Consider the following 13,674-nt stretch of genomic DNA (forward strand, 5'->3'; position numbering starts at 1 on the left):
GATCAGGCCCTGCGTCCTCAAAGCCTTCAGCGTCACGGTCGAGGGTTCGGCCGCGCCGATGACGTATCCAGCTGGCTGTTGAACTCAACCTGGTCTGACCCTACGCCGGTACTCGCGCCTTGGACAATCGATTCACCGAATGCCCAGCGATGTCTCAGCAGCTCGGCGGTTCAGCTCAGCCAGCCGCGCTGCGGATCCCAGGCGGGCCCGGCGGGCGGCGCGTCGGCACGGGTCACCGTGGCCTGGATCAACCCGTAGGGCCGGTCGTCGGCGTGGAACACCTCGTTGTCGTTGGTGAGGCCGAACGGCGACAGGTCGTAGGCGAAATGGTGCTTGTTGGGGGCGGACATGCGCACTTCGACGATCTCGGGATGGTGTTCGAGAACCGCACGGCCCATCTCGTAGAGCGTCTGCTGCAGCGCCAGCGACCGAACGGTGGCGAACTGGGTCAGCAGGTGGGTCTTCACGCCGGCATAGACGGCGTCCCAGTCGATCCCGACCGTCCCCGCGAACCGCCACTGCGCGACCAGCGAGGTGGCCATCACGCGGTCGTGGGTGGGCTCCAGCACGGTGTACGGGTCGGTGAGGAACCCCGCGAACTCCGACCCCGTCGATTTGAGCAGGACGAGGTCCTTGAGGCCGCCGATCACCCACTCGCCGGCCCGGTCGCCGTCGCCGGAGACCGTGATCGCGGCCGTGCGCACCTCCTCGCCGGCGCGCACCCAGGTGTGGTCGTGCTCGCGGCCGTCGACCGCCACCCGCCGCCATGCGTACTGCTCGATCTCGATCCGGGCACCCGTGACCGGGGCGATCTCGGCCACGAAGTGGCGCGCCAGGTCCAGACCGTAGTCCTCGATCGAGGTGATGCCTCTCTCCTTGGCGAACGCGTAGACGGTCTGCTTCTGGGTGTCGGTCGGCAGCACATCGGACTGGTCGCCGATCAGATGTGCGGCGCTGAAATCCCCCCGCAGGCAGGTCGAGACGCTGACGTCGTGGATCTCGTGGCGCGGAGTGTCGCGGTAGATGCGCACGACCCGGTTCTCGGCCTTGCCGTACTGGTTGTCGCCCAGGATGATGCCGGACACGGCTCAACTCCCTCGATAGGTCGAATAGGCGTAGGGGGACAGCAGCACCGGCACGTGGTACCTGGCCGCGGCGTCGGTGACCTCGAAGGCCACCACGATCTCGGGGTAGAAGCCGGTCACCTGTGCGGCCGCGAAATACGTTGCGGTGTCGAAGCGCAACCGGTAGATCCCCGCCTCGAGGCGATCGGCGAGGCCGGCGATGCGGCCGTCGTCGTCGGTGGTCTGCGACGCGAGCACTGCGCCGCCGGCGTCGGTGAGGGTGACCGGCACGCCTGTCGCGGGCCTGCCGGTGGTCGCATCGAGGACGTGGGTGGACAGGCTCATGGGCTCACCTTTGCACGCCGACGAGCCGCCGAAGCCTCAGCCGGTTGATCTCGGCCAACTCCTTGCGCAGCACCCGCCGCTCCGTGGCCGCGTCGTTGGTCAACCGGTCGGTGAGCACCGCCACGAGGTCCTCGGCCGACCGGCCGCTCGCACACACGAGGTACACATGCCCGAACCGGCGTTCGTATGCCTGGTTCTTCGCGGCGAGCTCCGCGCGCACGTCGTCACCCGCGGCCAGCACGCCGGCCTGCTCGCGCGCCGACGCGGCGTTGTCCGCCCGGCCGCCGATGCGGGGATGCCCGGCCAGCGCCGCGTCGATCTCGGCCTCGGGCAGCTCGGCCAGCACCAGGTCGGCGCCGTCGAGCAGCGCGTCCACGTCGGAGTACGGCGCACCAGCGGCCACCCGCTCCGCCCACACCGCGGACGCGCAGACGCCGGTAAGCAGTCGCACGCGTTGTGGTCCGGGCAGACCGTTGAACTCGGCCAGCCCGGCGCTCGGCGGGGGTGCCACCGTTCCAGGATCGGCCAGGTTCACACTATTCGCATGCCGAATGCCGCGGGTGTGGTGCTGGCCGCCGGAGCCGGCACCCGCTACGGGATGCCGAAAGTCATTGCCGCGCAGGGCGAATGGCTGCAGAAGGCCGTGACCGCACTGGCTGAAGGCGGATGCGGCGACGTGGTGGTGGTGCTGGGTGCGGCGCTCGTGGAGGTGCCGCGGCCCGCGCGGGCCGTTACCGCCTCCGACTGGGCGGACGGCATGAGCGCGTCGGTGCGGGCGGGTATCGCGGCGATCGGGCCGGCGGATCTGGCGGTGCTGCACACCGTCGACACCCCCGACGTCGGCGCCGACGTGGTGCGGCGGGTGCTGTCCGCCGCACTTGGGTCGCGGTCGGGCCTGGCGCGCGCGGTGTACGACGGCCGCCCGGGTCACCCCGTGGTGGTGCACCGGCGACACTGGCCGCAGCTGCAGCAGAGTCTCGTCGGCGATCGCGGAGCCGGCCCGTTCCTGCGCTCGCGCGCCGACGTGGTGACGGTGGAGTGCGTCGACCTGGCCACCGGCCTCGACATCGACGAGCGCTGACTAGCCGCCCAGCGAGGCGGCGAAGCGGCGCACGGCGTCGGCCGCGCTCCTGGCCGCCTCGGCATGGCCCGGCCGGGCACGCTGCGAGACGGACCCGGTGCCCGGCGTCAGCGCGACCTCGGCGAGCAGTTCGCCGGTGGTGGGCTCGGCCACCGCCCACGTGTAGCGGACGTCGGCGGCCCAATCGGCCGCGGCGCGTGCGACGTAGTCCTGGTCGGTCTCGCCCAGCTCCGTCAGCGAGGGCCGGTCGTCGATGCGATCGTCGGCCCGCAGAGCGCGCAGATACCAACTGCCGGCGTTGATCTCGATCGGTTCCATCCGCGCACTGTAACGTTCGCGTCCGCTGCGTAGCATGAGCCGATGCCTTTCATCACGAGCAACGACGGTGTCGACATCCACTTCAAGGACTGGGGGTCGGGCCAGCCCATCGTGTTCAGTCACGGGTGGCCGCTGTCTTCGGACGACTGGGACACCCAGCTGCTGTTCTTCCTCGCGCAGGGCTACCGCGTCGTCGCCCACGACCGTCGCGGCCACGGCCGCTCGACGCAGACCGGCGACGGCCACGACATGGACCACTACGCCGACGACCTGAAGGCCGTCGTCGATCACCTCGACCTGCGCGACGCCGTGCACGTCGGTCATTCGACGGGCGGGGGAGAGGTGGTGCACTACCTGGCCCGTCACGGCGAGGACCGCGCGGCGAAGGCCGTGCTGATCAGCGCCGTCCCGCCGCTGATGGTGAAGACCGACGCCAACCCGGGCGGCCTGCCCAAGGACGTCTTCGACGGCCTGCAGGCCCAGCTCGCGGCCAACCGCTCGGAGTTCTACCGCGCGCTGCCGTCGGGCCCGTTCTACGGGTTCAACCGGGACGGGGTGGAGCCGAGTGAGGCGATCATCGCCAACTGGTGGCGGCAGGGGATGATGGGCGGCGCGAAGGCCCACTACGACGGGATCGTGGCGTTCTCGCAGACGGATTTCACCGAGGACCTGAAGAAGATCCAGCTGCCGGTGCTCGTGATGCACGGCGACGACGACCAGATCGTGCCGTACGAGAACTCCGGGCCGCGCTCAGCGGAACTGCTGGCCAACGCGACGCTGAAGACCTATGAGGGCTTCCCGCACGGCATGCCCACCACGCAGGCCGACACCATCAATGCCGACCTGCTGGAGTTCATCCGGTCCTGACGGCTACTCGGCGCCGGCGTCCTTGATCTCGGCGAGGACGGTGCCCTGCGTGACGGCGGCACCGGCCTCGACCGCGAGGCCGGTGATCGTGCCGTCCTTGTGCGCGGTGACCGGGTTCTCCATCTTCATGGCCTCGAGCACCACGACGAGGTCGCCGGCCGAGACCTGCTGACCCTCCTCGACGGCCACCTTCACCACGGTGCCCTGCATCGGCGCGGTGACGGAGTCGCCCGAGGCGGCAGCGCCACCGGCCGTGCCGCGCTTACGCGGCTTGGGCTTCTTCCTGACGACACCGCTGGCGCCGCCGACCGAGCCGCCGTTGCCCAGTGCGAGGTCGCCCGGCAGCGACACCTCGAGCCGGCGACCGCCGACCTCGACCACGACGGTCTGCCGCGGGATGGTGTCCTCTTCCTCGATCGGATCGCCGCCGGTGAAGGGCTCGACCTTGTTGTCCCACTCGGTCTCGATCCAGCGGGTGTGCACGGTGAAACCGTTCTCGTCGCCGATGAACGCGGGATCGGACACCACGGCGCGATGGAACGGGATCACGGTGGCCAGACCTTCGACGGTGAATTCGTCGAGAGCGCGCCGCGACCGCTCCAGCGCCTCCTGGCGGGTTGCGCCGGTGACGATCAGCTTCGCCAGCATCGAGTCGAACTGGCCACCGATCACCGAGCCCGTCTCCACGCCGGAGTCCAGCCGGATGCCGGGGCCCTGCGGCGCCTCGAACTTGCTGACCGGGCCGGGGGCGGGCAGGAACCCGCGGCCGGCGTCCTCGCCGTTGATGCGGAACTCGATCGAGTGGCCGCGCGGCGTCGGATCCTCGGTGATGTCGAGCGCCTCGCCGTTGGCGATCCGGAACTGCTGGCGGACCAGGTCGATGCCCGAGGTCTCCTCGGTGACCGGGTGCTCGACCTGCAGGCGGGTGTTCACCTCGAGGAACGAGATGAGGCCGTCCTGGCCGACCAGGTACTCGACGGTGCCCGCGCCGTAGTAGCCGGCCTCCTTGCAGATGCGCTTGGCCGACTCGTGGATCTCCTTGCGCTGCGCGTCGGTGAGGAAGGGGGCGGGAGCCTCCTCGACGAGCTTCTGGAAGCGGCGCTGCAGCGAGCAGTCCCTGGTGCCCGCGACGACGACGTTGCCGTGGGTGTCGGCGATGACCTGGGCCTCCACGTGGCGGGGCTTGTCCAGGTAGCGCTCGACGAAGCACTCGCCGCGGCCGAACGCCGAGACGGCCTCGCGCACCGCGGAGTCGTACAGCTCGGGGATCTCCTCGAGGGTGCGGGCCACCTTCATGCCGCGGCCGCCGCCGCCGAACGCCGCCTTGATGGCGACCGGCACGCCGTACTCCTTGGCGAACGCCACGACCTCGTCGGCGTCCTTGACCGGATCCGAGGTGCCCGGCACCAGCGGGGCCTGCGCGCGGGCGGCGATGTGGCGGGCGGTGACCTTGTCACCGAGGTCGCGGATGGACTGCGGGCTGGGACCGATCCAGATCAGGCCGGCGTCGAGCACGGCCTGGGCGAAGTCGGCGTTCTCGCTGAGGAAGCCGTAGCCGGGGTGGACGGCGTTGGCGCCGGACTTCGCGGCCGCGTCGAGCAGCTTCTCGAAGACCAGGTAGGACTCTGCCGAGGTCTGGCCGCCGAGGGCGAACGCCTCGTCGGCGAGCCGGACGTGCGGGGCGTCGGCGTCTGGTTCGGCGTAGACGGCCACGCTGGTCAGCCCGGAGTCCTTCGCCGCTCGGATCACCCGGACCGCGATCTCGCCGCGGTTGGCTACAAGCACCTTCGTGATCTTCGAGCTGGCGTGACTGGCCACTTCGCCTCCTGTTGGATCGCCTTGCGCTGGCGTCTCTAAGAACGTCTTTAAGAACTTATCCCGGGCAGTTTAAGCGCCGCACCTGAGGTCTCGGCGAGGCGGTGCCGGTTACTGGCAAGTAGGTTCAGGGGGGCGACGCGATCCCGGTCTGTAGGCGTGCAATTCCGGTCGTTCACCGCGTGTACAAGCTGCGGATACCGGGGGGCGCAGCAAATATCGGAAGTGTGCTCTCGAGATGCCGACGGCCGGGCGCCGCGGTACCTTTCCGGTGCAGAGACAACGGATTTGGCGCAGTGCGAAGGGGGAAGTCATGTGGAGGAAGCCGCTACAGATCATCGGTATCTCGTCGATGATTCTGATCGGTGCCAGTGGCGTCGCGATTCCGGTCGCCACAGCGGATGAGGCGGAGATGCCGGATCTGGTCGAGATGACCCTCGACGAGGCGCAGGCGGAGTTCGCCGAAGCCGCCGCCAACCCGGAGCTGGTCCTGGAGTCCTCGAACATCACAGGACCGAAGCAGGAGCAATTGGTTCCCATCTTCTGGAAGGTGTGTGAGCAGTCGCCCGAAGCGGGTGAACCGATTGCCGAAGAAGAATCCTACGAAGTGGGTGTGGTCAGGGCCGGCGAAGAGTGCTGAGCCGGACCTGACGCCCGCCCGCCGGTAGCTGTACCGACGGGTGATGTCGCGAATATGACGGCTTGCGAACAACCCGGATTGCCAACCGCGCGTTGCTGTAATCTCTCTCCCGGGCGGGGCGAAGGGGGAGTTCATGCGGATCGAACGGATACACGTCGTCACCATCTGCTCGGCCATTCTGGTTGCTGCAAGCGGTGTCGCGGCACCGACCGCACTGGCGCAGGAGCCGCCGGAGATGCCGGATGTCGTCGACATGACCCTCGACGAGGCTCAGGCGGAGGTGGCCTCCGCCGCCGGCAAGCCGGATCTGGTCCTGGAGACACAGAGCGTCGGCGGGCCGAAGCAGGAGCACCTGGTCGAGAATTTTTGGAAGGTCTGCTGGCAGTCGCCCGAGGCAGGTGAGCCGATGTCCGACGACGCCTGGTACGGGGTGGGCGTGGTCAGGGCCGGCGATGAGTGCTACAGCTAGCTGACGCACCGAACAGGCGTCAGGCTCTCAGCCGCTTCTTGATCCGGGCCAGCATGGCCGACATGCCGCGCAGTCTCAGCGGGCTGATGAGTGCGGCCAGGTCGAGGTCAGAGTAGAAGTCGTCAGGCACGGCGAGGATCTCCTCGGCGGGCAGGTCGTCGAGTCCGGTGGCCAGGATCGAGGCGAAGCCGCGCGTCGTCGGCGCCTCGGCCGGCGCGCTGAAGTACAGCCGGACGTGCTCACGGTCGCTCGCGTCGACATGCAGGAACAACGGGGACTGGCACTCCGGTACCGGTTCCATCGCGGCCTGCTCCAGCCCGGCCGGCAGCGGCGGCAGGTCGTCGGCGAACTCCAGCAGCAGCCGCAACTTGTCCTGCCCCTGCACCTCCGCGAAGTCGGAGACGACCTCGGCGAGGGCGGCCGGCATCCCGGCGGCCGACGTCACGGCGCCTCGCCGGGCTCTTCCCCGACGGCGACGGGCACGCGCACGGCGTTGCCCCACTCGGTCCACGAACCGTCGTAGTTCCGCACGCCCGGCAGTCCGAGCAGGTGGGTCAGTACGAACCACGTGTGGCTGGAGCGCTCACCGATGCGGCAGTACACGACCGTCTTGTCGTCCTGGTGGAGAAAGCCGTACAGGTCCTCGAGTTCGGCACGCTTGCGGAAGCGTCCGCTGTCGTCGGCGGCCTTGGCCCACGGGATCGACCGGGCGGTGGGGATGTGCCCGCCGCGCAGGGCGCCTTCCTCCGGGTAGTCGGGCATGTGGGTGCGTTCACCGGTGTACTCCGCCGGTGACCGGACATCGATCAGCGGCTGGGCGCCGAGGATGCCCAGCACGTCGTCCTTGAACGCCCGGATCGGCGCGTCGTCGCGTTCGACGACGGGATAACCGCTGGAGCGCCGGTTGGGGACGTCGAGCGTGGTGTCGCGGCCGTCGGATACCCACAGGTCGCGCCCGCCGTCGAGGAGCCGGACGTCGGGGTGGCCGAACAGGGTGAACACCCACAGCGCGTAGGCCGCCCACCAGTTGCTCTTGTCGCCGTAGATGACGACGGTGTCGTCGCGGGCGATCCCCTTGCGGTCCATCAGCTCGGCGAACTGCGCGCCGTCGATGTAGTCGCGCACGTTCGGATCGTTGAGATCGGTGTGCCAGTCGATCTTCACCGCGCCGGGGATGTGACCGGTGTCGTAGAGCAGCACATCCTCGTCGGACTCGACGATGGCAAGGCCGGGCCTGCCCAGATTGCTCGCCAGCCAGTCGGAGGTGACCAGGCGTTCGGGGTGGGCGTAGTCCTGCAGCGCGGAGCTGGGATCTGGTGGGAGCGGCACGTCAGCGAGCCTACCGATTCGCGTCGCACGTTCAGCCCAGTCGGGCATGCCGAACTAGGAGAAGTGCTGCGGGTGCCGGATTCGGGAAGCACTGTACGCTTTCACTGGCAAACTTTTGGCGTAGCGGAATGGCGCTACCGATCACCCAAAACGTCGGAGGAGCAATGGGCAATCCGCATTACGACGTCGGGATCCTCGGCCTGGGCTACGTCGGTCTGACTCTGGCCACGGTGCTGGCCGAAACCGGCAAAAGGGTGATCGGTGTCGAGCGGCGCCCAGAGGTGGTCGAAGCGACCAACTCCGGACGCCCACATTTCTCCGAAGTCGGTCTGGAAGAGGTTCTGACACGAGTGACGCAGTCAGGGCAGCTGACCGCGACGTCGAAATTCGACCCAGAGACCTGGTGCGACACCTACATCATCACTGTCGGAACACCGCTGTCCAGCGAGGGCACCGCGCGTATCGACATGATCGAGGCCGCCACGCGCGAGGTCGCCGCGAACATGCGCGACGGTGCGCTGGTGATTCTCCGATCAACGGTGAAGGTGGGGATCACCCGGGAAGTTGTCACGCCCATCCTCCAGGAATCCGGCAAGAGATTCGACATCGCCATGTGCCCGGAACGCACGTTGGAGGGCAATGCTCTTCAGGAATTGCGCGAACTGCCTCAGATCGTGGGCGCCGACACCCAGGAGGTGGCGGACCGTGCTGCCGCCGTCTTCCGCCACCTGACGAATTCGGTGGTGCAGGTTTCCAGTCCCGAAACGGCCGAGATCCTCAAGCTCGTGGACAACACCTACCGTGACGTCCAGTTCGCGTTCGCAAACGAGGTGGCACGTGTCTGCGATGCCTTCGGAGTTCGTGCACACGAGGTCATCTCGTCGGGGAAGCTCGGATACAAACGTACCGACGTTCCACTTCCCGGACTCGTCGGCGGACCCTGCCTCGGTAAGGATCCGCACATCCTGATGCAGAGTGCAAGCGGAAAAGGCATCGTGCTTGAGATGGCCGCGGCCGGGCGTCTGATCAATGAGCGGCAACCCGTCGAGACCGCCGAATTCATCGCGGCCGAGATCGCCAGGCGCGAATTGCCGTCGCCGCTCGAGATTCGCATCCTCGGGATGGCGTTCAAAGGGATCCCGGCGACCGACGATCTCCGCGGGTCGATGTCCCTTCAGGTGCTCGCTGCGATAAAGAAGCAGTGTCCAGACGCAAGCATCGGGTTGTTCGATCCTGTCATCACTCCCGAGGTGCTGCGAGCATCTTTTCCTGAGGAACGAGTGTTCAGCCGCATCGGGGATGCGATCAGCGGGGCGTCCGTCGTCGTGATCGCGAACAACCACCCGGCGCTGGGCCGCATCTCACCGCGCACACTCCGTGAATTCGTGTCCCCGAACGGCTTCGTCTTCGACTTCTGGAATCACTTCAGTCATCTGCCGATCTCAGAACTCGGCGATTCATATTTCGGTGTCGGCAATGCGGGAGTCGCGACGTGACGGCGTCACGGGTGGTGGTGACCGGCGGCGGTGGTTTCATCGGTTCCTACCTGGTGAGGCGGCTGGTGCACGATGGTTGGGATGTCGCCGTCGTCGACACCATGATCCGCGGCGACATCAGCCGCTTCCGGGACGTGGCCGACCATGTAGAGGTGTTCGACTGCGATGTCCGGGACGAGGAATCGCTGGTGAACGCGTTCCGGGGTGCGGAGGTGGTGATGCACCTCGCCGCCGTCAACGGCACAGAGAACTTCTACAAGAGGCCTGAACTCGTCCTCGACGTCGGGGTTCGCGGAGCAATCGCGGTGGTGAACGCCGGACGGGAAGCTGACGTACCGGATCTCGTGCTGGCGTCCACCGCCGAGGTGTATCAGACCCCGCCCATCGTCCCCACACCCGAGACCGTGGCGCTCACTCTTCCGGACAGCCTCAACCCCCGGTACTCGTATGGCGGCTCGAAGATCGTCAGCGAGCTGATCGCCTTCAATTACGGGCAGGAGCACTACCGCAAGGTTCAGGTGTTCCGGCCACACAACGTGTACGGCGCCGATATGGGCTGGAAGCACGTGATTCCGCAGTTTGCGGTGCGCGCGCTGGAGGCGGCCGACAGCTCGGAACACCGCCCTGTTCCATTCGAGATACAGGGCGGCGGAAACGAGACGCGAGCGTTCTGCTTCGTCGACGATGTGGTGGATGGCGTTCTCACGATGTACGAACGCGGAGGACATCGCGAGATCTACCACATCGGCAACGACGAGGAAGTGACGATCAGCGAGCTGGCGAAGCGCGTCGGCGACAGCTTGGACGTGAAACTCGACATCCGCTCCGGGCGCGGCGCGGCAGGTGGGACGCCCCGCCGTTGCCCGGATATCACCAAGATGCGTTCCATCGGCTACTCGCCGAAGATTTCCCTGACAGAGGGATTGGCGCGCACGGTGCCGTGGTACGTGGAGCACCGGGCCGACGTGGTCGACAACGAGCTGATGTGAGGTAGCCATGGACGCCGATTCAAGGATCTATGTAGCGGGCCATCGCGGGATGGTGGGTTCCGCCATCGCACGCCGGCTGGTTCGCGCCGGCCATGACAACCTGATCACCCGGACCCACGACGAGCTACCGCTCGACGACGCCCAGAAGGTGGAGGAGTTCTTCGCCGGCGAACGTCCCGAGTACGTGGTGATGGCCGCTGCGAAAGTGGGTGGCATCGTCGCGAATGCCACGTACGGCGCCGATTTCATCCGCGAGAACTTGAAGATACAGACCAACGTCATCGATGCCGCGTATCGGCACGGCGCGAAGCGACTGCTCTTCCTCGGTTCCAGCTGCATCTATCCGAAACTCGCCGAGCAGCCGATCGTCGAGGAATCGCTGCTGACCGGCCCGCTCGAGGAGACGAACCTGCCGTACGCCGTCGCCAAGATCGCGGGCAAGGTGATGTGCGACGCCTATGCCGCACAGTACGGTTTCGGCGCGTTCACGGTGATGCCGTCGAACGTCTACGGAGTCGGGGACAATTTCCACCCGGAACACTCCCACGTCGTCGCGGGGATGATGCGCAGATTCCACGAGGCGAAGGAGGCCGGTGACCCTGAAGTCGTCGTGTGGGGCAGCGGATCGCCGCTTCGCGAGCTGATCGACGCGGATGATCTGGCCGACGCGTGCGTCTTCCTCCTCGAGAACTACGACGAAGGCGGGATGATCAATGTCGGTTCCGGAGAGGAGATCTCGATACGCGACCTCGCCGAGCTGATGAAGGAGGTGGTCGGGTACGAGGGCAGGGTGACGTTCGACCCGAGCCGGCCCGACGGGACGCCTCGCAAGATCATGGACAACAAGAAGCTGACCGCACTCGGCTGGCGGCCGTCGACCACGATCGCGGCGGGGATGGCGAAGATGTACGACTGGTACCGCAGTTCCGTGGAAGCGCGAACCGTCTGACGACGGGGATCGGGTTGCATCAGGTATCTGCCCACACCCGCAGCAGGCCGGCGCGGGAATCCGCCACACCCGTTTCGGCGTAGACGCCGAAGAAGGCGACCCTGCCGGCCCATGCGGCGATTCTCGGGTCCGAGACCTTCCGGGCGGTGCCGTCGGGCAGGTGAACGGTGGCAACCGGACCGTCCAGGTCGATCTCAACGCGCTGGGCGGAGCCATCGGCCGGCAGCGGAGCACTGAAAGCGCCGTCGGCGACAGGAATGAGCCGGAGATCGCCGCCGATCGCACCTGGTGACACCGACAGGCTCCAACTGTTCTGCCCGACCATGAACTGGACCGGAATCGGTGCGCCCTCCGGCTGATCGAGGGGCAGATTAGTGATCCCCAGAATCGCCAGGCCGGATCCGTCGCCGGCGCCGGGAGTGTAGTTCCACTCCATACCTATTCGGGTAATCGGCTGCCCGAGATCGGGGCTTCTCACGACCCCCGAGTCCCGCCCCGATGACGGCGGGTCCACCGCCAGCCGTCCCGCGACCAGCGTGAGACGGGGGGCTCCGGTCGGCTTCGGCGCGATGTTCACCTGTTGTCCGGAGGAGAACCGCTCTGGTGCGTCACCGTCCGAGCGTGTCGAGAAGTCGGCGTAGAGCGCGGATCGGTCTTCGGCGCGCATGGGCGCCGACGGCGGTTCGGGCGGATTCGAACAACCTGCGACGATCGCCGCCAGCAACAGTCCAACCATTCCAACGGCGACGACCGTTTCGGGTTTGATCAGCGGCATTTCACCCGCTTCGACATTCGCCACTCATCGCGTCGCCGATGGTACTCGGCGAACTCCCGGACCGTTTGCCGGTACCCTTGGTGGTTGATATTGAGAATCGCAAGAGCGCTGCGGCGGGGAATCAGTGATCTTGTGCCTTGATGAGCGATTCGGCTGGTTTGGCTGCCTGCTGAAAACGACTCTGGGGAGGATTGAGCATTTGCGCCGTCGCATTTCCGACGTTGCCGGCAGGTTTCTGCGCGTGGTCGCCTGCGGGGCTGGTCGACCCGTCCCTCGCGTCACTGCCGAGCGGCGGCAATGTGACCCGTTCGGTAATCAGTCGTCGGTGCAGCCATTTCACCCGGCAATCGCTACATCGGGCAATCGCCGGGTGGTCCCGGCGGCCGTCCAGGTCGAGGGTTCGCTGAGATGAGGATCCTGCATGCCGTGACGCTCATCAGCCCCGACGGAGCCTACGGCGGTCCGTTGCGGGTGGCGATCAACCAGGCGACCGCGTTGAGGGATCTCGGTCATGAGGTGACGGTCGCCGCCGCCGCGCGCGGCTTCGAGACGCTGCCGACCTCACAGGAGGGTGTCCCGCTTGTGCTGCGCCGGGCTCGAACGCTGGTACCCGGAACTGGGTTCGCCGGGCTGACTGCTCCGGGTCTGGTGCAGTGGCTGGTGAGGTCGAGGAATCACATCGACGTCGTCCACGTTCACTTCGCCCGAGACCTCGTCGTCATACCCCTGGCTGCGGCAGCCAGGCGCCTCGGGATACCTTTCGTGCTCCAGCCGCACGGGATGGTGCTGCCGGGGACGAACAGGCTCGCCCCCGCCGTCGACTTCCTCGCCGGCCGCCGCCTGCTGCGGGCCGCGCGGGAGGTGTACTACCTGACGAACGAGGAGCGCGTCGCCCTCGAAGAAGTCGGCGGTGGCGGAGTCAAGCTGAGTCCGCTGCCGAACGGCGTGCCGCTGTACCCCGAGGCCTTCGAGAGTGGGGACGACCCAGAGGTGCTCTACCTCGCCCGACTGCATCCGCGCAAGCGACCGGGCGACTTCGTGAAGGCGGGCCTGGCGCTGAACGCCGAAGGCGTGCCTGCGAAGTACACGATGGTGGGCCCCGACGAGGGCGAGGCCGCAGCCGTGACAGCAGCCGCGGCGGCCGCGGACAACATCGTCTGGGAAGGTGCCATCGCCGCCGGCAGCGGGCCGGAACGAATGCGTCGCGCGGCGGTGTACGTTCTTCCGTCGGTCGGACCGGAGCCCTATCCCATGGCGGTTCTCGAAGCGATGTCGGTCGGCCTGCCGGTGGTCATCACCGACGAGTGCGGGTTGGCGCCGCTGGTTCGTGACCACCACTGCGGTCTGGTCGTGGCGCCCGGCGCGGAGAGCATCGCCGAAGCGCTGCGCACGTTGCTCGGGGATCGTGTCGCAGCTCGTGAGATGGGGCGCCGGGGCCGCGCCGCCGTCCGCGAGGAACTCGGCATGTCGGCCATCGGCACGCTGCTCGAAGGCCGGTACTCGGCAGCTGTGTCGGCCGTGGGCGGTGCCCGGTGAT

The 13,674-nt window shown here is 67.4% G+C and carries 17 protein-coding genes; 8 read left to right on the forward strand and 9 right to left on the reverse strand.

Annotated elements, in window-relative coordinates; translation table 11 throughout:
- Nucleotides 1-170: 170 nt before the first annotated feature.
- The 3 genes from pucL to uraD are packed head-to-tail and all read right to left on the reverse strand — an operon-like array spanning nt 171 to nt 1,920.
- On the reverse strand, nt 171-1,085 hold the full coding sequence (gene pucL, locus O6P37_RS10265) for a factor-independent urate hydroxylase (protein WP_269893951.1): 915 nt from the start codon (nt 1,083-1,085) through the stop codon (nt 171-173).
- A 3-nt stretch (nt 1,086-1,088) separates the two neighbouring features.
- The gene (gene uraH / locus O6P37_RS10270; RefSeq protein WP_269893952.1) at nt 1,089-1,409 is read right to left on the reverse strand and encodes a hydroxyisourate hydrolase; all 321 of its coding nucleotides are present in this window, start codon (nt 1,407-1,409) and stop codon (nt 1,089-1,091) included.
- A 4-nt stretch (nt 1,410-1,413) separates the two neighbouring features.
- Nucleotides 1,414-1,920 carry a 2-oxo-4-hydroxy-4-carboxy-5-ureidoimidazoline decarboxylase gene (gene uraD / locus O6P37_RS10275; RefSeq protein WP_408633140.1) on the reverse strand — a complete coding sequence of 169 codons (507 nt, stop codon included), beginning with the start codon at nt 1,918-1,920 and terminating at the stop codon, nt 1,414-1,416.
- 33 nt (nt 1,921-1,953) lie between these two features.
- Here uraD and O6P37_RS10280 point away from each other — a divergent pair, with 33 nt between their 5' ends.
- Entirely contained in the window at nt 1,954-2,490 is a 537-nt protein-coding gene (locus O6P37_RS10280) for a nucleotidyltransferase family protein (RefSeq protein ID WP_269893953.1), read from the forward strand.
- On the opposite strand, the gene O6P37_RS10285 is transcribed toward O6P37_RS10280, so the two are convergent.
- Nucleotides 2,491-2,808, reverse strand: coding sequence for a hypothetical protein (locus O6P37_RS10285; RefSeq protein ID WP_269893954.1), 318 nt, complete (start codon nt 2,806-2,808; stop codon nt 2,491-2,493). It abuts the gene before it with no gap.
- Nucleotides 2,809-2,850: 42 nt separating this feature from the next.
- Here O6P37_RS10285 and O6P37_RS10290 point away from each other — a divergent pair, with 42 nt between their 5' ends.
- Nucleotides 2,851-3,675 carry an alpha/beta fold hydrolase gene (locus tag O6P37_RS10290; RefSeq protein WP_269893955.1) on the forward strand — a complete coding sequence of 275 codons (825 nt, stop codon included), beginning with the start codon at nt 2,851-2,853 and terminating at the stop codon, nt 3,673-3,675.
- Between the two features lie 3 nt (nt 3,676-3,678).
- Here O6P37_RS10290 and O6P37_RS10295 read toward each other — a convergent pair whose 3' ends face one another.
- Complete coding sequence (locus O6P37_RS10295; RefSeq protein WP_269893956.1) at nt 3,679-5,493, reverse strand: acetyl/propionyl/methylcrotonyl-CoA carboxylase subunit alpha; 1,815 nt, start codon at nt 5,491-5,493, stop codon at nt 3,679-3,681.
- Nucleotides 5,494-5,803: 310 nt separating this feature from the next.
- Between O6P37_RS10295 and O6P37_RS10300 the strand changes: the two genes are divergently transcribed.
- Together O6P37_RS10300 and O6P37_RS10305 are read left to right on the forward strand one after the other, a co-directional pair.
- Entirely contained in the window at nt 5,804-6,130 is a 327-nt protein-coding gene (locus O6P37_RS10300; RefSeq protein ID WP_269893957.1) for a PASTA domain-containing protein, read from the forward strand.
- Between the two features lie 133 nt (nt 6,131-6,263).
- Complete coding sequence (locus tag O6P37_RS10305) at nt 6,264-6,599, forward strand: PASTA domain-containing protein (RefSeq protein WP_269893958.1); 336 nt, start codon at nt 6,264-6,266, stop codon at nt 6,597-6,599.
- A gap of 19 nt (nt 6,600-6,618) precedes the next feature.
- Here O6P37_RS10305 and O6P37_RS10310 read toward each other — a convergent pair whose 3' ends face one another.
- Nucleotides 6,619-7,026, reverse strand: coding sequence for a SufE family protein (locus O6P37_RS10310; protein WP_408633148.1), 408 nt, complete (start codon nt 7,024-7,026; stop codon nt 6,619-6,621).
- A gap of 14 nt (nt 7,027-7,040) precedes the next feature.
- Entirely contained in the window at nt 7,041-7,928 is an 888-nt protein-coding gene (locus tag O6P37_RS10315) for a sulfurtransferase (RefSeq protein WP_269893960.1), read from the reverse strand.
- Between the two features lie 164 nt (nt 7,929-8,092).
- Between O6P37_RS10315 and O6P37_RS10320 the strand changes: the two genes are divergently transcribed.
- From O6P37_RS10320 to O6P37_RS10330, 3 genes are read left to right on the forward strand one after another with little or no spacing between them, the layout of a single operon-like run.
- Nucleotides 8,093-9,424 carry a nucleotide sugar dehydrogenase gene (locus O6P37_RS10320; RefSeq protein ID WP_269893961.1) on the forward strand — a complete coding sequence of 444 codons (1,332 nt, stop codon included), beginning with the start codon at nt 8,093-8,095 and terminating at the stop codon, nt 9,422-9,424.
- Nucleotides 9,425-9,435: 11 nt separating this feature from the next.
- Nucleotides 9,436-10,413 (forward strand): NAD-dependent epimerase/dehydratase family protein, encoded by a 978-nt coding sequence (locus O6P37_RS10325; RefSeq protein WP_269893962.1) that lies wholly within the window; start codon nt 9,436-9,438, stop codon nt 10,411-10,413.
- A gap of 7 nt (nt 10,414-10,420) precedes the next feature.
- Nucleotides 10,421-11,362 (forward strand): GDP-L-fucose synthase family protein, encoded by a 942-nt coding sequence (locus tag O6P37_RS10330; RefSeq protein WP_269893963.1) that lies wholly within the window; start codon nt 10,421-10,423, stop codon nt 11,360-11,362.
- Nucleotides 11,363-11,381: 19 nt separating this feature from the next.
- Here the strand turns inward: O6P37_RS10330 and O6P37_RS10335 are convergent, their stop codons facing one another.
- Together O6P37_RS10335 and O6P37_RS10340 are read right to left on the reverse strand one after the other, a co-directional pair.
- On the reverse strand, nt 11,382-12,161 hold the full coding sequence (locus O6P37_RS10335) for a hypothetical protein (RefSeq protein WP_269893964.1): 780 nt from the start codon (nt 12,159-12,161) through the stop codon (nt 11,382-11,384).
- 97 nt (nt 12,162-12,258) lie between these two features.
- Nucleotides 12,259-12,477 carry a hypothetical protein gene (locus tag O6P37_RS10340; RefSeq protein WP_269893965.1) on the reverse strand — a complete coding sequence of 73 codons (219 nt, stop codon included), beginning with the start codon at nt 12,475-12,477 and terminating at the stop codon, nt 12,259-12,261.
- Nucleotides 12,478-12,545: 68 nt separating this feature from the next.
- Between O6P37_RS10340 and O6P37_RS10345 the strand changes: the two genes are divergently transcribed.
- Nucleotides 12,546-13,673: a glycosyltransferase gene (locus O6P37_RS10345; protein ID WP_269893966.1), complete on the forward strand. Its 1,128-nt coding sequence runs from the start codon at nt 12,546-12,548 to the stop codon at nt 13,671-13,673.
- Nucleotide 13,674: the final 1 nt, after the last annotated feature.

Origin of the sequence: Mycobacterium hippophais, from assembly GCF_027529605.1 — a bacterium.
Lineage (GTDB): Bacteria > Actinomycetota > Actinomycetes > Mycobacteriales > Mycobacteriaceae > Mycobacterium > Mycobacterium arseniciresistens.